Consider the following 26,482-nt stretch of genomic DNA (forward strand, 5'->3'; position numbering starts at 1 on the left):
CAACTCATAGGTATGAGTATCCTGGTATACACAGATCATTATTATGGGCATTAAAAGCCGTAATATTTTACTTACAAAAAGAAAATTCAGTTTATAGTTTTAGAAAAATTTCATCAGGATATAGGTGTTATGATCGAAATCTTCAAACAAATAGACGAACTACAAACCATAAAGGAAAGGCTTTAGATATACATTTTAATAAAAATGGTGTCAGGACAAGATCATGTAATGATATGAATAAATTACGCAAAGAAATATTTAATAAATATTTAGGAGCAAAATGGGATTGGTTAGCTGGTCAAGAAAATATGTTTAACTTAGAATCGTCTGATATTGGAGCAACAAGTTGGGTACATTATGATGTAAGAGAGTTTGATCAAATTTATTTAAAAGATGAATATTTCTGTAAAGATTCTGCAACGTTAAATGGTAAGCCATTGGCTTCATTATTGTAAAAAATAGCTAATGGATAATTTTAGGATATATTATGATAAATAACTATATAATTTATTTAGTATTCGGTGTAATTCCTTTTTTTGCTTATGCACAAGAACCCCCTATTCAACAAAATAATAAAAATCCCTGTTTTGAAAAAAGCACAGACACTTTACCATTAAATAAAGCACATAAAAATGTGTCATATAACTTAGCCAATAATGACAATTGTAAGATTGAGAATTTTGATTTTGGACATTGTGACAAGGAATTTCGCTATTTATCATTACCATCAAAAAATGGTATCGATATGGTATTGGTGCCAATGGATTGTGGTGATTTTCCTTACAGACTTTATTTATTGACAATAAAAGATCATCAAATCCATTCAAAATTATACGTTGAAGGTGAATGGTACGAACCAGGAAATAATGAAAATCTAATTGAAAAAACATATTTTACTATCTCAAAGGATTTTATCATTACCGTTACAACAGAATATGATAATAATTTAACAATTAAGCATTATTATTTAAATCAAGATGGATACCTTAAAGAAAAAACCAACAATAATTAAATACATTTTATTTTTATCATTCCTGAATTTTATTACGTCATCAGTCATAGTTGATGAAAAAATCTTCGGATAATTGGCGAATTATTTATGGTTTGTGCTAAATGTTACTTTGCTGAGTGCAGATTCTGAGCCTGTAAATGATGAGTTTTTTTTATACTATCCGTTGTATGCTTAAAAATAAACTATACTGGATAGAATCGAGTAAGGTATTACACCTTAATGGACAAGATGAGCTAATTGCTTTAAACATAAATTGGTTAAAAATTTAGGAAATTAATAACATGTTTGGATTTCATCTTTATATAATTAAAAAAAATATATCGTTAGCAAAAACTATTTGTTTATTATATATTTTTTTAAATTTTTCATATGTCCATGCAAAAGATATTAATCAAGCTTATTGGATTTTGGATAAATATATAGAAAATGATGCTCTAATGAACAAAAATGATTATAACTCCGATTATTTGAACAATCTACGAGTTAAACTAATTGATAATATCATTTATATTAATAATAATCAGTATAATGTTAGCGTACATAGGACATCTGATATATCCCAATTACTCACAAAAAATCTAATAGAAAATCCAATTATCAACGAATTTATTTTACCAAGTGGGGATTTAAATTATTTACAATTCGATGATGTTGTAGATGTTGATTTAGCTAAATTATTATTGCCAAAGCATAGATTGATTTTTGGAAAAGAACAGTTGTTATTTATAAATGAATCTTTAGTTGCGTCTTTTTTAAAACCAAAAAACAAGTATTCATTTCAAAAAATAAGTAATAAATTTCCCTCATTAAATTTGCCAATTAATTCTCAGAGATCAGAGGATTTTGTTAAGGATGAGAATTATTATAATTATCCTCAAAATATATCAAGAAGTTTTGCATACTATTTAAAATTATTCGATAACGATAATTTATATGGACAGTTAAATAATTATTTAATTAATTTAAATGGAATAAAGTTACCCCAAATAAATAATACAATAAATCCAATTTTAATAATTGGCACACAAGAAAACGAAGAGCAAATAGTTTATCTTTATCTTTTATCAGAACAATTTGATTTTTTAGATAAAATTACATTGTCATCTCGCATTGGCATGACAAGGCATAATCCTGCTAAAGGTGATTTGCCAATCGGATTTATTGGTTATAATATAAACAAGAACTACTTTATTGAACGTCGACAACGTTTTGAGGATGAAACCATAGAAGTACAACATTTCCAAGTCACAAAAGAAGGAAAATTTCAAGAGTTACCTGTCACTTCTAATTGCTATATCGACTTTGCCACTAAAGATAAAAACAAACATTCAGCAAAAAGTCTGTTGTTAACGAGTAAACAAGCAAATAACTATTTACGTTTTGATGGTGGAAAATTAGATGAATTTGATAGAGTAACATTAACTTTAAATCCAAATGAGGAAAAGCTATGTGTTAATTATCAACAAGCTTATTCAATAAGCTTTGGTAAAGTGAATTCAAAACGGTTTTTTGATAATAATGAATTATATCAACAATATATAGAAAACTTTAAAAGTTATGACATTGATATTAGTAATGAATTAGAATACATCACCATCCATGGTTTTGAGAAAACACCTTTTTCTAAGTTTTTATTAAATGGTAATCAGGCAATTTATATGAAAAATACATTATTTTTTGTTAGTGAAAATCATTTTACTGCTTACAGACAACCAACAGATGAGGAATTAACTTATCAGCAATGACAAAAAAGCATTAGTCAGTCACCATGAAACACGTCTGAACAGACAAGCTCTCTGAAAGCGAAAATTCAACAACGCAGCCGTTATTCGACACAGGGGTTGGCAAGGTGGTTAATGGCATTAATGGAAAGATACAGGCAAAAAGCCCGTCAGCGCAACCGTACACCTTAACCGCAAGTGAGAAAATGTATGTAAGGCGGATATATCCCGAATTAACCGAGGCAGATATCCCCGATAAAGTTGAGCTAATTAGTGGCGGAAAGGGGCAAGATACGACGTTACCGAGTGTCTATTCTGAGCCAGCGAATGATGAGGATTTTTTCACGATTCGCTTTATGATTGAAAACAAGCCGTACTGGATAGCCGCCAGTAAAGTCTTACACCTTAATGGCGAAGATGGGCAGCTCAATTCAAGCGTAAGTTATTGGCATGATTTTCCGTTATCATTAGATGACAACCTTTCTCCACAGGAAAAGAAACGTAATACGGTATGTTACCCTCGTACCGTGTCCCTAATTTCATTAGAAAATGATGGCTTGATAGCGATAGAGGATGAAAACACAAAATGGGTCCAAGTGACGGCACTGGATGAGCAAACGCTACCGATACACGGTTGGGTGAATATAAAAGACAATGCGCAAGCACATATCAAACGGCGTAGTCCATGGCACTGGCCTGGTTTTGAAACGATAGAAGAAAAGGCCTCGGTCGGTGAATTATCTGACAAGATAGGCAAGAATAAAGTGGCGAAATTAGATTTAGCCGATTACACGCCAGCGATGCGGGCATTACACCAAATCTTAACGGGCACACTGATATATTCAACCCAACGAAAAAAAGACCTACCGCCGCCGACTTTTACGGATAGGGATTTAAAGGAAGGATTACGCCGAAGCTGGACGGCGGAGTTGATAGGGCATTTACTGGTGAAATATGAAAGCGAATGGTATGCCGATGAAGCGTTAAGCAAATGGAACGAAATTGATGACTTATTTGAAGAAGAAAAACACCAACAAAAAGCAATTATTGAAGCGGGATTAGATGAGCTTGGCATCACCGAGCCTTACCTCCGTGATTTTGCCTTAGACGTGGTGGACGAAGCGCATGAACATGTCAAATCAAACTGGCAACTAGAAAAAGCACAGCGCATTAAACCCTCACTGTGGTGGAAACAAGTGGCACAGGCACAAGCCCAAAATCAAACAACTAGCACAGAACAAAGCGATGCCAATACCCCTAAACTGTCCAATCTATCCGTAGATGGCAAGGCATGGTTTATTCATCCGGTAGCGATGATGGATTATTTTAATATTATAGAAAATAAAAAGACCGAAACTTGGGATAGTGTTACAAACGCAAGGATTACATTGTAAATACCCCAAACTTAGTACACAACTCATGTAGATAATTAAGCTGCTTGTTTTAGTGTTTTATACTCAATCGGCGTCATGTTATTTAATGCCTCATGCGGTCTTTTGGTGTTATAAATCGTTAGCCATTCTTCGGTTATTCTCCTTGCTTGTGCTAAGTTGTTAAAAAGATATAAATCGAGTACTTCAGTACGATAGGTACGATTAAATCGTTCAATATAGCCATTTTGATAAGGACTACCGGGCTGGATATAATCAATGGCTATATCATGGGATTTAGCCCAGTTTATAAAGGTTTTTCCTGTAAATTCTGGTCCATTATCGACTCGTATTTTTAATGGATAGCCATGATATTCAGCCAGTTTATCTAAGTAACGGGTAACTCTCCCTGCCGGTAAGCTTACTGCAATATCAATATCAATACCTAACGCCTCACGATTAAAGTCATCGATGACATTGAATGTCCTAAAGCGACGTTGATTACAGCTACTATCACTCATAAAATCCATTGACCAACATTCACCTTGTTTATTAGGAACCAATAGCTTTTCTGGTGTTCGTTGGGGGGATACGTTTTTTACGTTTAGCTCTAATATTAAGTTTTAATTCACAATACACCCGATATACCCGTTTATGATTCTATTTATAGCCGAGCTTTCTGATACGATTAAAACATTTAGGAAAGCCCCAGCGTAAATGCCGGTCTGTGATAGCATTCAATACCGAAACAATCACCGAATCATCCTGTAACTTAGGTTGATAATAGTAAGCACAACGGCTTAAGCCAACAATGGCACAACTCATAGCAATAGTAACTGAATGATTTTGTTGTAGTTGCTGTGCCCACATTTTACGTACCTTTGTGGGCACTAAAGCTTTTTTATGATTTCTTCCTGAAGCTGAGATTTTAAACTGAGCTCAGCAAACATCTGCTTAAGCTTACGGTTTTCAGCCTCCAGCTCTTTTAAGCGTTTAATATCCGAAGTTTCCATTCCGCCGTATTTTTCTCGCCATTTATAGAAAGTTGAATTTACCATGTCATATTTACGGCAGAGTTCCTTGACAGGAATACCTGCTTCAGCTTCTTTTAAAATAGCGACGATTTGATGTTCAGTCATTTTTTTCATAATTAAATCCCCCTTTACTTGTATCATAGAGAATTTTCTACTTTTTTGCTGTACTATTTTAGGGGATAGTTACATTACAATTACATTGTGATATCAAACTAATATCCGAAACATTACAAGTCTTTGAACTACACTATCAAGGTTAACCAATTTTATAAAAGACAGAATATAAAAATGAACCTCATTCAAAAAACCATAATATAAAACTACCCATTCGGGTAGAGTTAAGTTATTTGCAACGGATTGATGGCTTGTACTTTTTAAATGATGTATTGTTTAGTGGACTGGCTTATGACTATCGGAATAACTAAACTTGCTAAGTATATTTAATAATAATCAATACAGATGTGAATATTATCGCATTGAATTAACAACAGTAATTATGTTATCTTACCCAGTTAGTTTGAATGTATTGATTCATTGATAAATAATGTTTTAAAGAGAAGATAACTTAATATGATACTGGCAATTGATGTTTATTACCTTGATAACCGCGCCAAATCGGTCGGCGTTTTATTTCATCATTGGACTGATTCAACCTCAGCAATTGAACAGGTAATCACAGATTATCAAGATAATGTTGCGCCCTATCAATCAGGTCAGTTTTATCAACGTGAATTGCCTTGCATTATGTCACTGCTTGATAAAATTGATTTAAGTGAACTTACCTGCATTGTGATTGATGGTTATGTGCATTTGGATGAAGGTAAGATAGGGCTAGGTGGGCATTTGTATCATGCATTAAACAAAACCATTCCTATTATTGGTGTTGCTAAAAAGCCGTTTTCAGGCAATAGCGAGTATTTGATCGAAGTTCTTCGTGGTCAAAGTAAGCACCCGCTGTATGTTACCTCGATAGGCATACCGCTAATAAATGCAGCCAATAGCGTGCAATCAATGGCAGGCAAACACCGAATGCCTGATGTGCTGAGCTATTTAGATCAACAAACAAAATTGTTTAAACACGAAAAATAATTTATTGAATTAGATTCAAGTAATGTAAATGAAGTGGCAACTACAATCATTCGCCGCCCCAATAAGTCGGCGAATGACTTAGTTAAATTATGCTTCGTTCCAGCTATCCCTTAAACCCACGGTTCGGTTAAACACTAGCTTATCATCGGTTGCATATTTGCTATCTAAACAAAAGTAGCCTTCACGTTCAAATTGGTAAGCATGCTCGGCTTGTGCATGTTGTAAACTTGGCTCAACAAAACCTTGTTTAATAATTAATGAATTAGGATTAATGGTTGATAAAAAGTCCTCGGCTACCCCTGGATTTGGTGTATTAAATAAACGATCATACAGACGAATTTCAGCCGGTTTTGCAAACTTAGCCGAAACCCAATGAATGACGCCTTTCACTTTACGACCATCTTCCGGATTTTTATTTAATGTTGCAGGGTCGTAACTACAATAGATCGTTTGGATGTTGCCTTCGGCGTCTTTTTCAACGCGATCAGCCCGAATAACATAGGCATTACGCAAACGCACTTCTTTACCAAGTACTAAACGCTTGTAGTTTTTGTTAGCTTCTTCCCTAAAATCAGCTCGGTCAATGTAAATTTCACGCGTGAATGTCACTTCGCGAGCACCTAATTCTGGGCGGTTTGGGTGATTTGGCATGCTAAGCACTTCGTCGATCGTCTCAGAGAAGTTCTCGATCACAACTTTAACTGGATCTAGCACAGCCATTGCGCGAGGTGCGTTTTCATTCAGATCTTCACGAATACAAAACTCAAGGGTACTCATTTCAACAGTATTTTCTTGCTTAGTCACCCCAATTCGTCGGCAAAATTCACGGATCGAAGCAGGTGTATAACCTCGGCGACGTAACCCCGATACCGTTGGCATGCGCGGGTCATCCCAGCCATCAACAATGTTTTCTGCTACTAATTGGTTTAACTTACGTTTAGATGTAATGGCATACTCTAAATTTAATCTTGAAAACTCATACTGGTGCGGACGCGCTTCGATCGTAATATTGTCTAATACCCAGTCATATAAACGGCGATTGTCTTGGAATTCAAGCGTACACAGTGAATGGGTAATATTTTCAATGGCATCAGAAATACAATGGGTAAAATCGTACATTGGATAAATGCACCACTTGTTGCCTGTTTGGTGATGCTCAGCAAATTTGATACGGTATAACACCGGATCGCGCATCACAATAAATGGCGAGGCCATGTCAATTTTAGCACGTAAGCAGGCTTTTCCTTCGGCGAATTTGCCTTCTTTCATTTGTATAAAAAGTGCTAAATTTTCTTCAACACTACGATCGCGATAAGGGCTATTTTTACCCGGTTGCGTTAAAGTACCACGATATTCACGAATTTCATCAGCAGACAGCTCATCTACATAAGCCAGCCCTTTATTGATGAGTTCAATTGCATATTCATATAGCCTGTCAAAATAGTCAGATGAGTAACAAATCTCACCATCCCATTCAAACCCCAACCAACGGACATCTTGTTTAATCGACTCAACATACTCTATATCTTCTTTAGCTGGATTAGTATCGTCAAAACGCAAGTTACACTTACCCTGATAGTCTTGCGCAATACCAAAATTTAAACAAATTGATTTAGCATGGCCAATATGTAAATAACCATTAGGTTCTGGCGGAAAACGGGTATGCGTTGTTTTATATTTGCCAGCAGCAAGATCCGCATCAATAATTTGACGGATAAAATTAGTCGGACGAGTTTCAGTCTCTGTCGGTAGTGAACCGCTCATAAAAAACCTCTGATGATATATTTATTAGAAACAAATTAAGAATATTTGCTTTGCTATTACTTCTTGTATTGGTTGATGAATATAACAAATTTTTGTTATTTCTGAAACGGAAAACAGGCTATTTGTATCGACAAAATTGGCTTTTAGCTAAACAATGCAGTTTTTTAATAAAATAGTTTGTTTTTTCAACAACAAAACAAACATAAAAAATTAAATAAAATCAATATTTTTTCTGACTGCTTTTTGACCGTATTGGCCAATAAATACAGTCGCTATTCATCACCCGATTTTAACGAAACCACAAATCTAGCCCCACCTAATGGACTTGTGACAACAAACGCTTTGCCATCATGAAATTCTGCCATTAATTTTACATAAGCTAAACCAAGCCCATAACCACCAGTTGAACGTGTACGGCTAGTATCAAGTCTGGCAAAAGGCATAAAAATCTTTTCGCGCGCATCAAAAGGAATACCAGCACCATCATCATCGATCTCAAGGATAACACGATTTTCATGTTTGGTGATATTTAAAACCGCTTTATGAGCTGCATATTTAAACGCATTAAGTAATAGATTCTTTACAATAGTTTCAACTAAATTGGTATCAATCATAGCGTATTCATTTTGGCTATTACAAGTTAGTTCAAACTCTTTAGGTTTGAATAATGCCAGTGATTGGCACACTTTTTCGCCCCACTCTTTGAGTGCTACACGCGTTAAGTTTAGCTCGATATTGCTTTGCTGCATTTTAAAATAACTCAAGCTGGCATTGATTAATGTTTCAAGCTCGTTAATATCATCACTCATGCCTTTTTGTAAAAGACGTTTTTCTTGATCGTCATTCGCTTCTTCCAGCATACTAAGTTCAAATCGCATTCGTGCAAGCGGGGTGCGTAGCTCATGTGCCATTGCATGAGAAATCGTTTGATTGGTACTTACTAAGTGTTCAATATGCGTGCCCATATTATTTAATACGTTAGCGAGCGGCTTAAACAACCAACCTTTAACATTTTCGGTTCGTGCTTTTAAATTACCTTGTCCAAGTTGTTCGGCAGTCTGCCTGATATTAACCAAATCTTTCCAAACGGCACTAAATGCCATATAAATTAAAATAAAAAAGATGATAGCACTAAATACAGCCCAAATAATGAGAAAGATGGTTAATGACATGGTGTTGGATGCCAAAATATCTCGCATGGCAATGGGGCCTAATTGTAACAAGTTGCCATCTTTTAAATCAATATAAACGACCTCTTTATCGCTATCATAAGAAAAGTCCAGCTTGTGTAACTCGTTAAGTACCGCATCGGGTAATGGTGTATTAATTGGCAATACTTCGATAGGGTAACCGAAATAAGGTTGTAATTCACTAACCACTTCTTGAAGGGGACGATCTTTGTGTGCGTTAATTTGCATACGAATCAAGTTTACTGTGCCTCGTTGAGATTCTCGAAATATAATATGATCATCAGGCATATCAGTTAATGATGAAGGTAATGAATCAAAAACCAATAAAGCACCATAAGCAATGATACTTTGCAATAAAAGTAAAATAACTAGATAAAATACAATTCGGCGATTAAAAAATAATGGTTTGGCTAATAATTGGCTCAATGGCTTTCTCCCTCTCGCATAAATAAATAGCCTTTGCCTCGAACCGTTTTGATGCGCGATGGATTATCTGGATCATCGAGTAATTTTCGACGAAGTCTTGACACACGTGCATCAATGGACCGATCACTACCATCAAAATCGATCCCTCTTACCTGAGAAAAAATATCATCTCGGGATAAAATTGTCCCTGCATTATGTGCAAGTAACCATAACAGATCAAATTCAGCTGTCGTTAAATCAATTTCTTGCTCTTGCAAGAGCACTTTTCGGTTTTCGCCATCGATAACTAAATTGTCAAATATTAGCGTTTTATTATTTGATGGCACTATCAATTCTTTATGATTGTCTTTGTCGGTTTCTATCTGTTTCCGTCTTAATAAGGCTCGTATGCGGGCCAGCAGTAATCTTGGCTCAACGGGCTTAGCTACATAATCATCTGCACCTAATTCAAGTCCAACAATTTCATCAATATTATCTTCGCTAGCTGTCATTATAAGGATGTAGTTAGTAAACCATGTGCGTATATCACGACAAATATCAAAACCCGTTTTTTCAGGTAACATCACATCTAATATAACCAGATCTGGGTTAAGCTGTTGAATTCTTTCTTCAGCGCCTGCACCACTATTATGCCATTCAACAAGATACCCTTGCCGAATAAGATAAACTTGAATTAGATTGGCTAACCGCTGATCATCTTCGATGATTAATATACGTTCACTCATTATTTGATCTTAATCACTGCACTTTTACTTAGAGATACCTCATTATACAGACAATTATCCCCTCGTTACAAAATATATACAAAGAGCCTACAAAGTTTATTGTCACTTTATGAGAGAATCTGCGCCAATATCTTTAAATAGACTATTTTTATATCCAATATGAGTGCTTTTTCATCAATAACAACCCCTCTGTTGCATCCATCTTATACACAACATCACACACCAATTATCTTGTGTGATTTTGATGGCACAATTAGTATAAAAGATGTTACCGACACGTTACTGAGCCATTTTGGTCAAGATGGTTGTGATGAACTTGAAGAATTATGGGTTAATGGCAACATTGGCTCTCAAGAATGTATGAGCAAGCAAATTGCCTTAATGGACGCAAGCTTAGATGAGCTCAATGACGTCTTATCTCAAATTGAAATTGATCCGGATTTTAAATCTTTTATTCAATATACTGAACAAAATAATATCCCTGTCCACGTAGTTAGCGACGGACTTGATTATGCCATTGAGTTTATTTTAAAACGTCATGGCATTAAACATTTGCCAATTTTTGCCAATAAATTGATGCACAATAATGCGCGCAGTTGGCGCCTTGAGTTCCCCTATGCAAACAAAGACTGCATCAAACAAAGCGGTAATTGCAAATGTAATCATGTAAAAAAACAACAATATTTTCCGCAAATACTGTATGTTGGTGATGGTTCATCAGACTACTGTGTATCGCATAATGTTGATTTCGTGTTTGCCAAAGACAAACTGGTTCACTATTGTGAAAAAAATAAGATTGAGCACTGTGCCATCAAGAGTTTTGCTAATGTAACACAAGCCTTACAACAGGCTCAGAATTGGCTAATTCCGGTCATGATAGTAAAAGAATAAGGAATACTAATGAGTACAATTGAAGATTTATCGTACTTTCTACCAGGTAACAAAAATGGCGTACTATTAATCCATGGATTAACAGGAACCCCCAATGAAATGCGGATTTTAGCTAATGGTTTACATAAAGCTGGATTTACGGTTTATGCCATCCAGTTAGCAGGGCATTGCGGTACGGAAGAAGATCTGTGTAAAACAACTTGGCAAGATTGGTATAAAAGCGTGCAAGATGGCGCTGATTATTTAGCTCAGCATGTGGATAATATCTTTGTTGCTGGACTATCAATGGGGGCACTCCTTGCGCTCAAACTGGCAGTAGATAGACCTGAACAAATTAAAGGAGTTGGCGTATTAGCGCCCACATTTTGTTACGATGGTTGGAGTATGCCATTTTGGGCAAAAAAACTGTTTTTCTTACTTGTTTACTTTAAAAAATTGGGTATTTTTCAAAAACAGGTTTTCATTGAACAACCACCTTATGGGCTTAAAGATGAGCGCATTCGTGCGGTAGTCTCTGAAAGTATGTTAAGTGGTGATGCTGCATCAGCAGGCCTTGCAGGAAATCCATTCCCTGCGCTTGCCGAAATGCAGTTATTGGCAAAAGCTATGCGCAAGCAATTGCCACAAGTGATTTCGCCTTGTTTAATTATGCATTCAGGTAACGATGATATCGCCAATATAGAAACGAATGCCAAATTAGTCGAAAAACAGGTTTCAGGACCAACAAAGTTAGTGGTATTAAATGATAGCTATCATTTAATTACCATTGATAGCCAGCGCCGCGAAGTGATCAAGGAGTGTGCTTCTTTCTTTGATAATATAGTAGAAGGAATAAAAGCATAATGTCACCATTAGTTGTTCTACTTTGGGTTAGTAACATTTGTTTCGATACTTTAGGACAAGTCGCTTTTAAATTTGCAGCCATCGCACCCAACAATCGCGATGGTTGGTACTATTGGCTAGATTTAGCAAAAAATAAGTGGATTTGGATTGGCGTTACCTCGTATGTTGCTGAATTTTTATTATGGTTAGCCTTTTTAACTTTAGTGCCTCTTTCTCAAGGGGTATTACTTGCTTCATTTAATATTATTACTATCATGCTAGTTGGCCGTATTATTTTCAAAGAATTACTAACTAGTTACCGCTTGATCGGAATGCTATTAATCACCGCTGGTGTTGTTTTTGTAGGGATGTCTTAATATGGCTAGATTTTACTTAATTGGTTTTTCTGTATTGCTCTTTTTCGACACAATTGCGCAATGTAGTTTTAAACTAACGGCGGTTGAAGCGCAACCTTTAGAGATGAGCCTAGAATGGTTAATTCGCGTATTTACTAACCCTTGGATCTATATTTCAATAGTGGGCTATATTCTGACTTTCTTCACTTGGATGACGTTATTAAAAAAAGCGCCAGTAGGCCCAGCTTTTGCGGCATCACACTTTGAAATTGTGACTGTCATGATTGTTTCTATCTGGTTATTTAACGAACCGATTACCTTATTCAAGTTAATTGGTACAATACTAATTGTTTCAGGCATTCTTTTTTTGGCGTTAGCAGAAAGCAAATTATCGAAACAAGATTCACACCATCATCAACGTTAAATTACAATAAGGAAAGGTAGGTAAGATTTTATACTTAAACGCCTACTTTCCTGAAAGTTTTTTACACCAATTTATACCGCTAATGCTTTTAATAATGTCAAATTAAGTTGATGTTGCTCTTGTTGCCAATTGATAAGGTTATTTGGCGATATGGTCGGTTGTTTATCAAGCGAACTGAGCAAACGTTTAAACCAATTTGATGGCTGCCATATTGACAGTTCCCCCGTAATATCACTGCCGATAATTCTAGGTTTAATTGACGATATAGTATCAAGCAGATGATACGTTTGTAGTTTGCCTTGATCCCAGTTGGTGTGAATCACCTCTTCACTTAATACGTCTTTATCAATCGATAAATAGACTGGTTGTGCGCTATGATATTGTTCGGATAAGAAGTTAGCAATAAGGTCATCTGGTGTGGCAAAATGCCTAAAAGCATGTCTTAAGCCAATTCTTTTTGCCCATGCGACATTGACATCTAAGCTCCAGTAAGTCAATTTTTTATGAAGCAGCGGTTTCCATCTATTTTCCCAAAAATGTGCTATACCAATATCATGAGAGGTAATGCCTAGCACATGTACATGACTCACAAAAGGCAAACTTGCCACATAACTAACCCATGATCCACAATGCACACCAAATAGATAGCGCATATTGTCTGGATGATTATCAAAAATCACAACTTGGATCGGATTGTCTGCGGAATATTGCTGTGCTAAACGTTCAATAAGTAATAATGAAATATGATGAAAATCACCACTGCCCATTAATACCGTGCCATGAGTGTCGGGTAAAGATTCTTGTAATACCTGTTTAAATTGGCTAAATTGTTTCTTCGTGCAACCAAAACGAATTGTATCTTGCCACTGAATAACATCAACCGTTCGGGCATAACAAATATCGCCCACGCTTCTATCAAAATTGAGAATAATAGGACAGGTCATGCTACTTTCTCCTTATCACTTTCAAAAAAACCAATCAATCTGCGTAATACAGCTCTTAATAATGGATTGCGAATATAAACAAGATGGTTAGTAAAAGTAAATTTTGCACCTAGTGATGCTTTTACCTCAGGATCGGTCCAACCCGCAATATAATGACTAAATCCTTGCTGCAAAGCATATTCAAGATTAACAAACCAACTTACAAAATAGAGATTGAGCTCTCTTGCCTGTGGATAAACCATACCGATATACTTATCAACTAGCATATTGTTGACAACAAAACAAATATTGTACCCCACCAACTTATCATCATGGTGATAAGTCACAATATGCGCATTTTGGGTTTTGCTTTGTAACAACTGAGTAAAAAAGGGTTTAGTCAATAAGTCAAAATGGATTTCACTTTGCTGATAAACATTAAGATACAATTGATAATACTCATCTAAAACCACTTGGTCATAAAAACACTCATCACCACTATGTAACATATTAATCACTAATTTTTCTCGTGATTTTAGTTTTCGTCTAAAATTTTTACGTCTGCTATAAGAAAATCGTGAAAAAACTTCATCCATATTGGCAAAATCAATCGGTAGCCAAGCTAATGCTTGGCCTTCAACTTCAATAAAACCTTGTTTTTTTAATGACGAAATAAGATGCATGGAATAATCATTTTCTTTTTCGCTCAGTAAAGGCGATGCGACGGGTATATCTTTAACAATCAAAAAAGGATATTGCTTAGCATAAGCCATTTTAAGATGTTGTGCTAATTGATTAGCCTCCACTTTATCATTTAATAACGCATATTCCGAAACTGTTGCGCCAACAAAACAAGTATTGGGTTGTAAATAGCGCTGCCATTTATGGTAAAAAGGGAGTTTTTGAATTTTATGTCTGAAATCATCATCTACAGTGGTAAGAAGATCAAACTTGGCAGAAAAAACAGGCACGCCATCTTCACTCAGCCATGAAGAAAACTCTTGTGGAGGATGAGTTAGAAAGTTGTCTATTAATTCATTGGGTTCTAACTGATTGATATATTTCATAACGTTAAATATAAGATTGGCTGTAACTCGCGGTCCCGCCAATAGACATTGACGGGAAAATGGAAATAAAACAATTAAAGCTCTTTTTTAGCTCGGGTAATTAATTGATCCAACAGTTCAATACCCTGATCAATTTCTTGACGAGAGATGTGTAAAGATGGCGCAAAGGTAATCACGTTTTTATAGTAACCACCAATATCAAGCACTAAGCCCATTTTGGTACCTTTCCAATCAAGATCACCTGACATACCAATATCAACCATTTTATCAACAAGTGCTTTATTGGCTGTAAAGCCATCTTCAGTACAAATTTCAGCACGCAGCGCTAAACCTAAGCCATCAACTTCGCCGATCTCTTTGTGTTTCTTCTCAAGTGTTTTTAAACCTTCTAGGAAGTAAGCACCACTCTCCATGACCATTTTTTCGTAATCGGTTTCAGAAGTCATTTTTAACACTTCAAGACCAACTGCTGTACCAAGTGGATTTGAGGCAAAAGTTGAGTGAGTTGAACCAACTGGGAATACTTGTGGATTAATTAATTCTTCACGTGCCCATAAACCGCCTAGTGGATTAAGTCCATTTGTTAATGCTTTAGCAAAAACCACAACATCAGGTTTGACATCAAAGTGTTCAATTGACCAAAGTTTACCTGTACGGTAAAAGCCCATTTGGATTTCATCAACGACTAATAAAATACCATACTGATCTAACACTTTTTTAAGACCTTTAAAGTAATTACGCGGTGGCACAATATAACCACCTGTTGCTTGTAAAGGTTCGGCATAAAACGCTGCATATTCCGCTTGTCCAACTTTTGGATCCCAAACACCGTGGTATTCGGTTTCAAATAAACGCGCAAATTCAGCCACCAAATGTTCACCATATTCTTCTGCTGTCATGCCTTTGGGACGGCGGAAAGGGTATGGGAATGGAACAAACATAGCACGATCGCCAAAATGACCATAGCGACGACGATAACGATAACTTGATGTGATAGATGAAGCGCCTAAAGTACGACCATGGTATCCACCTTGGAAAGCAAACATTAACGATTTACCGCCAGATGCATTACGAACCAATTTTAATGAATCTTCAATACATTGTGAACCACCCACATTGAAATGTACTCGTCCTTCATAACCAAAGCGTTTTTCCATACCTTGGGCTATCGTTTTGGCTAATTCAATTTTGGTTGGATGCAAATATTGGCTAGCGCACTGTGGTAAGGTATCAATTTGCTTTTTAAGCACATTATTTAAACGTTCATTCGCATAACCAAAGTTACACGCAGAATACCACATTTGTAAGTCAAGGAAAGCTTTGCCTTCTTTATCATACATGTAGCTACCTTCACAACCATCAAAGATTTTTGGTGGTTCAACATAATGCACGGTATCACCAAAAGAACAATATTTAGCTTCATCCGCTAACAATGTCGCATCATCAGGACGACTGTTAATCATTTCTAAAGTTGGTTTACTCATAATTATCTCACTAATCCATATTCAAACACGATAAAATGTGGCATTATTATTGCAAGAAATTGGTTTGTTACAATGTACAATTAATGTATAGATTGTGTGACGATATGCGAAACAGCAAAATAAATGATAATAAAGTTTGTGTTACTAGCTACAGGTGATCACTTTTTATATATGAGTATAAAACAATGAAAAAAACAGCTTGTGCACTTTCTATTTTGTCAATCATCGTTTTAGGCGCCACCCAAAATGCGTTAGCTGATCCCATTTCCCTCGGGGCGGGTATGGGTTGGGCAAATTCACCTTATAAAGGTTATAGCACTAATTATTACCCTATCGGTCATATTGATTATGATAATGGCTTATTTTTTATTGATGACTTATCGGCTGGTGTTTATGCGTATAATGAAGATAATCAAAGCATCTCCATTGGCGCTCGTTATTTATCTAATGAATTTAAACCACATGATTCAGATAATCACCAATTAAAGCAACTTAATAGCCGTCATTCAACACTACTTGCTGAAATCGAGTATTCCATTGATACCAACTGGGGAAGTTTTTCTAGTAGCGTAGGGGCGGATGTGCTAAATCAAAGTAATAGTATTTTAGTCAATGCTGATTATACGGTTCCTTATATGCAAGGTAATTTAATTGTTGCGCCTACTATCGGTATAAATTGGGCCAATAATAAACATAATGATTATTATTATGGTGTCTCGCATAAAGAATCCTCACGTTCAAAATTACGATACTTTAATGTTGATGATTCATTAACACCTTACGCTGAAATAGCAGCACAATATTCATTAACCCAAAATATTGCGACTTTTGGCGGAGTTCATATTGATAAGTTAACTGGCGATGCGGCCAATAGCCCTATGGTTGACAATAGCACTGTAACCTCAGTTTATATGGGCGTATCTTATCACTTTTAATGAATATACATTCATACTCAATAACAAAATAATCACGGCTTATCCACTATAAGTTGTTACTCGTTTAAACAAGATAAAAGCTTTATCACAAAAAATTCAGGAAATAGAAAAGTATGCTTTGGTTTAAAAATGCCATCATTTATCAACTTAATAATGATACATTACTTAATAAAGATGCGATTGAAAAAGCACTAAAATCTCATCCTTTTACTCCCTGTGGTAATTTAGATACCACCAAAATGGGTTGGGTGTCACCTTATCATGATAATAATGACAATGATTTTATTATTGATATGCAAGGACATTTATTATTACGCATCAAAAAAGAAACAAAAATATTACCCGCTCCCGTCATTAAACAGGCGTTATTAGAGAAAATCGATAAGCAAGAACAAGCTTTAAGCAGAAAGCTGTCTAAAAACGAAAAAGCCACCTTAAAAGACGAAGTCATGATTGATCTAATGCCCAGAGCATTTAGTAAATATAATCACTATTGGTTATGGATTGATACACAGAATAAACGCATTATTGTTGATTGTAGTAGTTTTAAACAAGCAGAAGATATCTTAGCTATATTACGTAAAGAGCTTGGTTCACTTGCTTTAACACCTTTATCAATTGATAAACCTCTTGAGCAAGTCATGACCACATGGGCTAAAGAGAATTTAACATTTCCGCCATTTTTATTGGGTGACCAAGCCGAACTTAAAGATCCGCTCGAGGGTAATGGGATTATCAGTTGTAAAAATCAAGAAATCACCAGCGATGAAATGCGTGTCCATTTTGATTCTGGAAAATGGATCACTAAAATTAAAATTATTGATGAAAGAGGCGTCAGCTTTATTGTCAATAATGACTTAACATTTAAACGAATTAAATTTGATTCGGTTATTTTGGATGAAAACGAAGATATCAGTTCAGATGAATTTGATAAAAGATTAGAAGCTGACTTCCTTATTATGGCTAATGCATTAGCAAATGCTATTAATGACTTTTACATAACAATTAACAAAATTATTTGATAAAATTATCTAAATTTTTTTTATTGTAACTGCAATAACTATAGATTTGCCTATTATCTATGCTATACTTGACATCAGATTATGGGTAACATAATTATATAAAAATAAGTCATAGTTCTTTTTATTTGAAGTAAATTTTAAACAATAAAGAAACTAAACATCGTCTATAACAACATATAAGTTGAGGCAATAAAATGAAAAAAACTACTCTAGCTCTAGCAATCGCAGTTGCAAGTTTAACCGCTACTGCGGCTCATGCAGCTTACGAAGACAACTCTATTTACGTTGGTGCTAAATTAGGTTGGTCAGAACTTTATAAGCTAGATGCAAATAAAGTTCGTGTATGGGATGACGTTGGCATTAGCACATCAAACCGTAGCAACGTTGCTGGTGGGGCTTTCCTTGGTTTCCAAGCAAATCCTTACTTAGCTTTCGAATTAGGCTACGACTGGTTAGGATCTGCTAAATATAAAAGATCTTTCAGTTATGCTGGAAAAAGCTATGATGTAGGTCATAGTAAAGTTTCTGCACAAGGTGTTTCTTTAACTGGTAAATTAAGTTATCCTATCGTTGACGGACTAGATATTTATGGTCGTGCAGGCGGTATGGTAACTATCGCTAAATGGAAAAATAGCGGCCTAGTTAAAAAATATGAAAAACTTGACAATGGTACAAAAACTGAACTATCTCCAGTTTATGCATTAGGTCTTGACTATCGTTTCGACGAAGACTTCTCTACTCGTTTAGAATACCAATATGTTAATCATATTCATACTAAAACTGATGCATCTCCTGATGCAGGAACTGTAAGTTTAGGTATTACTTATCGTTTAGGTACTCCAGCTGTTCCAGCACCAGTTGAGCTAAAAACGCAAGAAAACCGTTATGTATTAAATGAAGATGTGCTATTTGCTTATGCAAAAGCTGACTTAAAAGCTGAAGGCCGTCAAGCGTTAGACAACTTACTTACAAACCTAGTTAAAATCAAACCGACTGAAAGCGCTGTTGTAGTAATTGGTCATACTGACCGTATCGGTTCAGTTAGTTATAATCAAAAACTATCAGAACAACGTGCTAACTCAGTCATGAAATACCTAGTATCTAAAGGTGTTCCTGCTGACCTAATCAGTGCACGCGGTATGGGTAAATCTCAACCAGTTACTGGTACTAAATGTAATGCACTTCGTGGCGCTAACTTAAAAGCATGTTTAGCACCAGATCGTCGTGTTGAAATTGAAGTTAAAGCACGTAACGTTCAAGAAGTTCAAGTAACTGATTTAACAAATTAATTTTTGTTTTTTAAGTTGTTCATTAAGACCCGGTTAAAAGCCGGGTTTTTTTACCTCTCATTTTTGTTAACAACTGAATTATATATTACCTTAGCTCTACAAATTATCCACAAAAGGGATTATAATACTGCATAGTATTGTTAGTAAGCAAAGTTGAAGGAGTTGCCGTGCCTACCGCTATTTGGCAAGATTGCCTTTCTCAATTACAAGAAGAAATCCCAACAACGGAATTCAATTTATGGATTCGTCCGTTGCAAGCGGAAATGGTCGATAAGAAACTCTATATTTATGCACCTAATAGATTTGTTCTAGATTGGGTAAGAAATAAATATTTAACGACTATATCCCAATTATTAAATCAACTTTTTAATGATGATTCTTTAAAATTATTTCTTGAAGTTGGTTCAACGGTATCTACCGATAAAAAATTGCAAAGTAGCCAACGCAAAACAGAAGTGGTACCTGCTTGGAAAACAACAAAAGAAACAAACAGCAATCACGTCTACCATTCAGGTATTAATCATAAACACACTTTTAATAGCTTTGTTGAAGGTAAATCCAACCAACTTGCGGTTGCTGCGGCAAAACAAGTCGCTGAAAACCCAGGCAAAGCTTATAACCCATTATTTTTATATGGTTCTACCGGTTTAGGTAAAACCCATTTATTACATGCGGTTGGCAATCAAATAATGGCAGAAAAAAACCATGCCAAAGTTGTCTACATGCATTCAGAACGCTTTGTGCAAGATATGGTAAAAGCGCTACAAAATAATGCGATTGAAGAGTTTAAGAATTACTATCGTTCAGTTGATGCTTTACTTATTGATGATATTCAATTTTTTGCAAATAAAGAACGATCGCAAGAAGAATTTTTTCATACTTTCAATTCATTATTAGAAGGCAATCAACAAATTATATTGACTTCTGATCGCTACCCTAAAGAAATAAATGGTGTTGAAGATCGATTAAAATCGCGTTTTGGTTGGGGATTAACCATTGCAATTGAACCACCTGAACTGGAAACGCGAGTTGCAATTTTAATGAAAAAAGCCGAAGAAAATCATATCAAGTTACCTGAAGAAGTCGCTTTTTTTATTGCTAAACGATTACGTTCCAATGTTCGTGAATTAGAAGGTGCGCTTAATCGTGTCATTGCTAATGCTAATTTTACTGGTAAGGCTATTACCATTGATTTTGTAAAAGATGCTTTAAAAGATTTACTGGCTTTACAAGAAAAACTGGTTACCATTGAAAATATACAAAAAACAGTTGCCGAATACTATAAAATTAAAGTATCAGATTTACTTTCTAAACGTCGTTCTCGTTCTGTTGCAAGACCACGACAAATGGCAATGGCACTTGCCAAAGAACTGACCAACAAAAGCCTGCCAGAGATCGGTGATGGCTTTGGAGGCAGAGATCACACAACGGTATTACATGCATGTAGAAAGATTGCAGAATTAAAAGAAGAAAGTAATAATATTAAAGAAGATTACTCCAATTTAATTCGAACTTTATCAACTTAAAAAAGAATCAATACTATGAAATTTATTATAGATCGTGAAAAACTGATTAAACCATTGCAACTTGTCAGTGCGCCATTGAGTAGTCGCCCTACACTACCTATTTTGGGTAATTTACTATTACAGGTGAGCGATAACACGCTATCAATGACGGGAACTGATCTTGAAATAGAGATGATATCGCATATACCATTAGTTGAACTAAGTGAACCTGGTGCAACAACCGTGCCAGCTAGGAAATTTCTTGATATTTGCCGAAACCTACCTAATAATGCTCAAATTTCAATAAGTGTCGATGATAATCGATTGATGATTCAATCAGGTCGTAGTAAATTTTCTTTATCCACACTGCCCGCTAGCGATTTTCCTAATTTAGAAAATTGGCAAAGTGATGTTGATCTTTCCATTCCACAAAAAACCATTAAACGTCTTATTGATGCAGTGCAATTTTCAATGGCTAACCAAGATGTAAGATATTACTTAAATGGCATGTTATTTGAAATTGAAGATGGTTTATTAAAATCAGTTGCAACAGATGGGCATCGATTAGCTTTATGTGCACAACCTATTGAGCAAGATACTAAAACTTCTTGTTCGGTCATTTTACCAAGAAAAGGGGTGCTTGAGCTTGCTAAACTGGTTAGTGATAACGACGAATTAATCAATATGCAAATTGGTAATAATAATTTACGTGTTAATCTTGGTGATTTTACCTTTACATCAAAACTCATTGATGGCAGATTCCCTGACTACAAACGCGTATTACCACGCAATCCCGATAAACCACTTGAGGTATCTTGCGAAGAACTCAGAAACGCCCTATCACGTGTTGCGATCTTATCCAACGAAAAATTCCGTGGTATTCGACTTTACGTCCATAATAATCAGATAAAAATCACCGCAAATAATCCAGAACAGGAAGAAGCAGAAGAAGTTATTGACGTAAAATATGAATCAGCAGAGCTTGAGATCGGCTTCAATGTCACCTATTTACTTGATATATTAAATACATTGAAATGTGATAGCGTACAACTGCTATTAACTGATGCAACATCAAGCGTACAAATAGAAGATATTAACAATCAGACCGCTACTTATGTTGTTATGCCAATGCGCTTATAATCAAATCTCATTTAATTGTCCGGCTTCGGCCGGCCTTATTCAAGGCATATGACTCTATCAAAAATCAACATTCATCATTTCCGTAATATTGATCATGCACAACTATCTTTATCGCCACATTTCAATTTCATTGTTGGTGATAATGGTAGTGGAAAAACGAGCTTACTTGAAGCTATTTATATGCTTGGCCATGGTCGTGCTTTTAGACATACTCAATCAAATCGAATTATTCAGCATGAACAACCCGAGCTTGTATTATTTAGTGAGATAAAAAATACCCATCAACAAGTCCATTCCATTGGTCTTGCAAAGTCACGGAATAGCGAAAATAAAATCAAAATAGATGGGGACGAAGGCTTTCGATTAGCTGATTTAGCCAAATTATTACCCATACAATTAATTACACCTGAAGGGTTTGATTTATTGAGCGGTGGTCCCAAATATCGTCGCGCATTTATTGATTGGGGATGCTTTCATCATTATCCAGAATTTGTTCATTTATGGAATAATCTAAAACGCTTATTTAAACAACGCAATGCATTATTAAAGCAATCCCATAGTTATAATCAATTATTACCTTGGGATAAAGAACTCGCCCCCATTGCTGAGAAAATTAGCCACATTAGAGCGGATTACTCGCAACAGATTTTTCCTGAAATTATAAAAACTTGCCATGACTTTTTACCTGAATATCAGCTGAATTGCCAATATTATCAAGGTTGGGAACATAGTACTGACTATGCTGAAATATTATATAAACAATATGAGCGAGACAAACTCCTTAGCTACACATCAGTCGGTCCACATAAAGCGGATATTCGATTACGTGTCGACAATATTCCAGTTGAAGATTTGCTATCGCGTGGTCAATTAAAACTATTAATGTGTGCTTTACGCCTATCTCAAGGTGAATATTACTCAAAGCAAAGTAGCCAAGCTTGTGTTTACTTGATTGATGATTTTGCCTCTGAACTCGATAACAATAAACGAGAACTGTTAGCCAAACGTTTAAAATTAGCTCATTCACAAGTATTTATTACCGCAGTTAACCAAGCGCAAATTACCCATATGATCGATGAAAATGATAAGATTTTTCACATAAAATCTGGTATAATTTCGTAAATTTATAGAATGATATAAACAATCAAATAAGTCGAGAAATCCATGTCTAATTCTTATGATTCTTCTAGCATTAAAGTACTCAAAGGACTTGATGCTGTCCGTAAACGTCCAGGTATGTATATTGGTGATACTGATGATGGAACAGGACTTCACCATATGGTTTTTGAAGTGGTCGATAATGCCATTGACGAAGCATTAGCAGGTTATTGTCATCATATCGAAGTGACGATTCACCCCGACAATTCTGTTTCTGTGCGTGACGATGGTCGCGGTATTCCAACTGGCATTCATGAGGAAGAAGGTATCTCAGCGGCTGAAGTTATTATGACCGTGCTACATGCAGGTGGTAAATTTGATGATAATTCTTACAAAGTATCCGGTGGCTTACACGGTGTGGGGGTTTCAGTGGTTAATGCTTTATCGGATAAATTAGAATTAGTGATTTATCGTGATGGTAAAATTCACCAACAAATTTATCACTTAGGGGTGCCACAAGCGCCACTCAAAGTGATTGACGACACCACTGAATCAGGTACCTATGTTCGCTTCTGGCCAAGTCCAGAAACTTTTACCAATATTGAGTTTGTTTATGAAATTTTAGCTAAACGACTACGTGAATTGTCTTTCTTAAACTCGGGGGTATCCATCAGATTACTTGATGAACGCACCGGTAAAAGCGAACATTATCATTACGAAGGCGGTATCCAAGCTTTTGTTGAATATTTAAATAAAAATAAAAATCCTATTCATCCTAAAATATTTTATTTCAGCACAGAAAAAGACGATATTGGCGTCGAAGTGGCACTGCAATGGAACGATGGCTACCAAGAAAATATTTATTGTTTTACTAATAACATCCCCCAACGAGATGGCGGTACACACTTAGCCGGTTTCCGTGGTGCAATGACGCGCACATTAAACAATTATATGGAATCTGAAGGGTACAGCAAAAAAGCGAAAATTAGTGCCACAGGAGATGATGCGCGTGAAGGTCTCATCGCGGTTGTATCAGTTAAAGTCCCAGATCCTAAATTCTCATCACAAACCAAAGACAAATTAGTCTCATCAGAAGTTAAATCTGCGGTTGAATCCGTCATGGGTGAAAAATTAGCAGAATATCTTCTTGAAAACCCAAGCGATGCCAAGATTGTCGTCGGAAAAATTATTGACGCAGCAAGAGCGCGAGAAGCCGCTCGTAAAGCGCGAGAAATGACACGCCGTAAAGGCGCTTTAGACTTAGGTGGACTACCGGGTAAACTTGCCGATTGCCAAGAAAAAGACCCAGCGCTATCTGAACTCTACCTAGTGGAAGGGGACTCTGCGGGTGGCTCGGCCAAACAAGGACGCAACCGCAAAAATCAAGCAATTTTACCGCTAAAAGGTAAGATATTGAACGTCGAAAAAGCCCGTTTTGATAAAATGCTTTCATCGCAAGAAGTGGGAACGTTAATTACTGCATTAGGTTGTGGTATTGGCCGTGATGAATATAATCCAGATAAAATGCGTTACCATAGCATTATTATCATGACCGATGCCGATGTCGATGGATCACATATTCGTACTCTATTACTAACGTTCTTTTATCGCCAAATGCCAGAAATCATAGAGCGTGGCTATGTTTATATTGCACAACCGCCTTTATATAAAGTCAAAAAAGGCAAGCAAGAGCAATACATCAAAGATGATGAAGCAATGACGCAGTTTCAAATTGCTTTAGCCCTTGAAGATGCCTCATTACATGTTAATGACCATGCCCCTGCACTTGCAGGCGAAGCGTTAGAAAGACTCATTGCCGAATATCAAAAAGTCGAAAAACTGATTACCAAAATGGAGCGTCGTTACCCTAAAGCGCTACTTTCTGAATTGGTTTATCATGACGTATTAAACGAAAGTATTTTACAAAACCATCAGCAGGCTGAAAATTGGGCAAAAACCATTGTTGAAAAATTATCGAACAAAGAGCAACATGGCAGCAGCTACCTGTATTCAACTGAATATAATGAAAAAACACAATTATATGTGCCAATCATTAAAATCAGAACCCATGGTGTTGATACACATTATCCATTAGATCAAGTCTTTATCCATAGCAATGAATACCGTAATATCTGCCACCTTGGCGCACAATTAAAAGATCTGCTGGAAGAGAGTGCCTTTATTCAACGCGGTGAGCGTAAACAGCCAGTTGAATCTTTTGAAGAAGCCGTTGATTGGTTAATTAAAGAGTCTCGTCGTGGCTTAACTATTCAGCGTTATAAAGGTCTTGGCGAAATGAACCCTGAACAATTATGGGAAACCACCATGGATCCAACCAGTCGCCGTATGTTACAAGTCACCATCAAAGATGCAATTGAAGCAGATCAATTATTTACAACCCTTATGGGCGATGAAGTTGAACCTCGACGATTATTCATTGAAGAAAATGCCCTTAAAGCAGCTAATTTAGATTTCTAAATATTACTGCTATAAAAAACCAACAGAAAAACCAGACGCATGTCTGGTCAGATTGATGACAAAGAACTCGCTTTTTGGCGAGTTCTTTGATCTAATAGAGAGGAGTCCATTATAAGAGAAGTTCTTCTATGCTAAAAAAACCAACTCCAGCGACACCAGAAAAAATAGAGCAAATCTCACTAGATGCGCTTGTCCCCCAAAATCATCTTGTTCGTAAAATAGCTAAAGTCATTGATTTTGAATTTATTCGAGAAGCGGTAGCACCACTTTATTGCCCGAATAACGGTCGTCCGGCAGAAGATCCGGTCAGACTGTTTAAAATCATGCTATTGGGGTATCTTTTCGGTATCCCCAGTGAACGTCGTCTGGTTCAGGAAATTCAGGTCAATTTAGCTTACCGCTGGTTTCTGGGAATGGGATTAACCGAAAAAGTGATTGACGCCTCAACACTTAGCCAAAATCGTCGCCGTCGGTTTAATGACAGTGAAATCTATCAACAGATTTTGATAATATTGTTGAGCAGGCCATTGCCAAAGGGTTGATAAGTGGTCGGGTTTTATATACGGACAGTACTCACCTAAAAGCAAATGCCAATAAAGGCAAAGCACGTAATGAGCAGCGTATTGTTGAGCCCAGTCAATATATTGATGCGCTTAATCAAGCCATCAACGCAGAAAGAGAATTAAACGGAAAAAAGCCTTAAAGCCATCGACGGTA

21 protein-coding genes and 3 pseudogenes are annotated in these 26,482 nt (G+C 36.1%); 17 read left to right on the forward strand and 7 right to left on the reverse strand.

Annotation, left to right across the window (positions count from 1 at the left end; genetic code table 11):
• The 4 genes and pseudogenes from A9G24_RS12945 to A9G24_RS11020 form a co-directional block, all read left to right on the forward strand.
• A pseudogene (locus tag A9G24_RS12945) lies at positions 1-455 on the forward strand (peptidoglycan-binding protein); the annotation flags it as partial.
• Positions 456-487: 32 nt separating this feature from the next.
• On the forward strand, positions 488-1,012 hold the full coding sequence (locus A9G24_RS11010; protein WP_081303097.1) for a hypothetical protein: 525 nt from the start codon (positions 488-490) through the stop codon (positions 1,010-1,012).
• A 281-nt stretch (positions 1,013-1,293) separates the two neighbouring features.
• Positions 1,294-2,757 (forward strand): hypothetical protein, encoded by a 1,464-nt coding sequence (locus tag A9G24_RS11015; protein WP_065639056.1) that lies wholly within the window; start codon positions 1,294-1,296, stop codon positions 2,755-2,757.
• 104 nt (positions 2,758-2,861) lie between these two features.
• Positions 2,862-4,127, forward strand: a complete 1,266-nt coding sequence (locus A9G24_RS11020; RefSeq protein ID WP_065639057.1) for a hypothetical protein — start codon at positions 2,862-2,864, stop codon at positions 4,125-4,127.
• A gap of 35 nt (positions 4,128-4,162) precedes the next feature.
• Here the strand turns inward: A9G24_RS11020 and A9G24_RS11025 are convergent.
• Positions 4,163-5,251 (reverse strand): annotated as a pseudogene (locus A9G24_RS11025) (IS3 family transposase).
• A gap of 456 nt (positions 5,252-5,707) precedes the next feature.
• Here A9G24_RS11025 and A9G24_RS11035 point away from each other — a divergent pair.
• Positions 5,708-6,226: an endonuclease V gene (locus A9G24_RS11035; protein ID WP_065639059.1), complete on the forward strand. Its 519-nt coding sequence runs from the start codon at positions 5,708-5,710 to the stop codon at positions 6,224-6,226.
• A gap of 87 nt (positions 6,227-6,313) precedes the next feature.
• Here A9G24_RS11035 and glnS read toward each other — a convergent pair whose 3' ends face one another.
• The 3 genes from glnS to A9G24_RS11050 all read right to left on the reverse strand — a co-directional run bounded on the left by glnS (position 6,314) and on the right by A9G24_RS11050 (position 10,331).
• Complete coding sequence (glnS, locus tag A9G24_RS11040; protein WP_065639060.1) at positions 6,314-7,990, reverse strand: glutamine--tRNA ligase; 1,677 nt, start codon at positions 7,988-7,990, stop codon at positions 6,314-6,316.
• A gap of 272 nt (positions 7,991-8,262) precedes the next feature.
• Positions 8,263-9,606, reverse strand: coding sequence for an ATP-binding protein (locus tag A9G24_RS11045; protein ID WP_065639061.1), 1,344 nt, complete (start codon positions 9,604-9,606; stop codon positions 8,263-8,265).
• The gene (locus tag A9G24_RS11050) at positions 9,603-10,331 is read right to left on the reverse strand and encodes a winged helix-turn-helix domain-containing protein (RefSeq protein ID WP_065639062.1); all 729 of its coding nucleotides are present in this window, start codon (positions 10,329-10,331) and stop codon (positions 9,603-9,605) included. The genes A9G24_RS11045 and A9G24_RS11050 overlap by 4 nt, the downstream gene beginning before the upstream one ends.
• 192 nt (positions 10,332-10,523) lie before the next feature.
• Between A9G24_RS11050 and A9G24_RS11055 the strand changes: the two genes are divergently transcribed.
• From A9G24_RS11055 to A9G24_RS11070, 4 genes are read left to right on the forward strand one after another with little or no spacing between them, the layout of a single operon-like run.
• Entirely contained in the window at positions 10,524-11,222 is a 699-nt protein-coding gene (locus A9G24_RS11055; RefSeq protein ID WP_218056296.1) for an MtnX-like HAD-IB family phosphatase, read from the forward strand.
• 9 nt (positions 11,223-11,231) lie between these two features.
• Positions 11,232-12,065, forward strand: coding sequence for an alpha/beta hydrolase (locus tag A9G24_RS11060; protein ID WP_065639064.1), 834 nt, complete (start codon positions 11,232-11,234; stop codon positions 12,063-12,065).
• Positions 12,065-12,421 (forward strand): EamA family transporter, encoded by a 357-nt coding sequence (locus A9G24_RS11065; protein WP_065639065.1) that lies wholly within the window; start codon positions 12,065-12,067, stop codon positions 12,419-12,421. The genes A9G24_RS11060 and A9G24_RS11065 overlap by 1 nt, the downstream gene beginning before the upstream one ends.
• Before the next feature lies 1 nt (position 12,422).
• Positions 12,423-12,824, forward strand: coding sequence for a DMT family transporter (locus tag A9G24_RS11070; protein WP_065639066.1), 402 nt, complete (start codon positions 12,423-12,425; stop codon positions 12,822-12,824).
• Positions 12,825-12,895: 71 nt separating this feature from the next.
• Here the strand turns inward: A9G24_RS11070 and A9G24_RS11075 are convergent, their stop codons facing one another.
• The 3 genes from A9G24_RS11075 to A9G24_RS11085 all read right to left on the reverse strand — a co-directional run bounded on the left by A9G24_RS11075 (position 12,896) and on the right by A9G24_RS11085 (position 16,298).
• Complete coding sequence (locus A9G24_RS11075; RefSeq protein ID WP_065639067.1) at positions 12,896-13,768, reverse strand: arginase family protein; 873 nt, start codon at positions 13,766-13,768, stop codon at positions 12,896-12,898.
• Positions 13,765-14,814, reverse strand: a complete 1,050-nt coding sequence (locus tag A9G24_RS11080; protein WP_065639068.1) for a GNAT family N-acetyltransferase — start codon at positions 14,812-14,814, stop codon at positions 13,765-13,767. Before A9G24_RS11080 ends, A9G24_RS11075 begins: the two co-directional genes overlap by 4 nt.
• A 74-nt stretch (positions 14,815-14,888) precedes the next feature.
• A complete protein-coding gene (locus A9G24_RS11085) occupies positions 14,889-16,298 on the reverse strand; it encodes an aspartate aminotransferase family protein (protein WP_141669987.1) in 1,410 nt (469 codons plus the stop codon).
• 185 nt (positions 16,299-16,483) lie between these two features.
• On the opposite strand from A9G24_RS11085, the gene A9G24_RS11090 reads away from it, so the two are divergent.
• From A9G24_RS11090 to A9G24_RS11125, 8 genes and pseudogenes are all read left to right on the forward strand, one after another.
• The gene (locus tag A9G24_RS11090; protein ID WP_065639069.1) at positions 16,484-17,233 is read left to right on the forward strand and encodes a MipA/OmpV family protein; all 750 of its coding nucleotides are present in this window, start codon (positions 16,484-16,486) and stop codon (positions 17,231-17,233) included.
• Positions 17,234-17,346: 113 nt separating this feature from the next.
• Entirely contained in the window at positions 17,347-18,255 is a 909-nt protein-coding gene (locus A9G24_RS11095) for a recombination-associated protein RdgC (protein ID WP_065639070.1), read from the forward strand.
• Between the two features lie 194 nt (positions 18,256-18,449).
• Positions 18,450-19,544, forward strand: a complete 1,095-nt coding sequence (gene ompA, locus A9G24_RS11100) for a porin OmpA (protein WP_065639071.1) — start codon at positions 18,450-18,452, stop codon at positions 19,542-19,544.
• Between the two features lie 167 nt (positions 19,545-19,711).
• Positions 19,712-21,070 carry a chromosomal replication initiator protein DnaA gene (gene dnaA, locus A9G24_RS11105; protein ID WP_065639072.1) on the forward strand — a complete coding sequence of 453 codons (1,359 nt, stop codon included), beginning with the start codon at positions 19,712-19,714 and terminating at the stop codon, positions 21,068-21,070.
• A gap of 15 nt (positions 21,071-21,085) precedes the next feature.
• The gene (gene dnaN / locus A9G24_RS11110; protein WP_065639073.1) at positions 21,086-22,189 is read left to right on the forward strand and encodes a DNA polymerase III subunit beta; all 1,104 of its coding nucleotides are present in this window, start codon (positions 21,086-21,088) and stop codon (positions 22,187-22,189) included.
• A 48-nt stretch (positions 22,190-22,237) separates the two neighbouring features.
• Complete coding sequence (recF, locus tag A9G24_RS11115; RefSeq protein WP_065639074.1) at positions 22,238-23,311, forward strand: DNA replication/repair protein RecF; 1,074 nt, start codon at positions 22,238-22,240, stop codon at positions 23,309-23,311.
• Between the two features lie 42 nt (positions 23,312-23,353).
• Positions 23,354-25,765 carry a DNA topoisomerase (ATP-hydrolyzing) subunit B gene (gene gyrB / locus A9G24_RS11120; RefSeq protein ID WP_065639075.1) on the forward strand — a complete coding sequence of 804 codons (2,412 nt, stop codon included), beginning with the start codon at positions 23,354-23,356 and terminating at the stop codon, positions 25,763-25,765.
• 128 nt (positions 25,766-25,893) lie between these two features.
• Positions 25,894-26,465: pseudogene (locus A9G24_RS11125) on the forward strand (transposase); the annotation flags it as partial.
• Positions 26,466-26,482 lie beyond the last annotated feature (17 nt).

The organism is Gilliamella sp. App6-5 (assembly GCF_001690525.1).
Classification (GTDB): Bacteria; Pseudomonadota; Gammaproteobacteria; order Enterobacterales; family Orbaceae; genus Gilliamella; species Gilliamella apicola_H.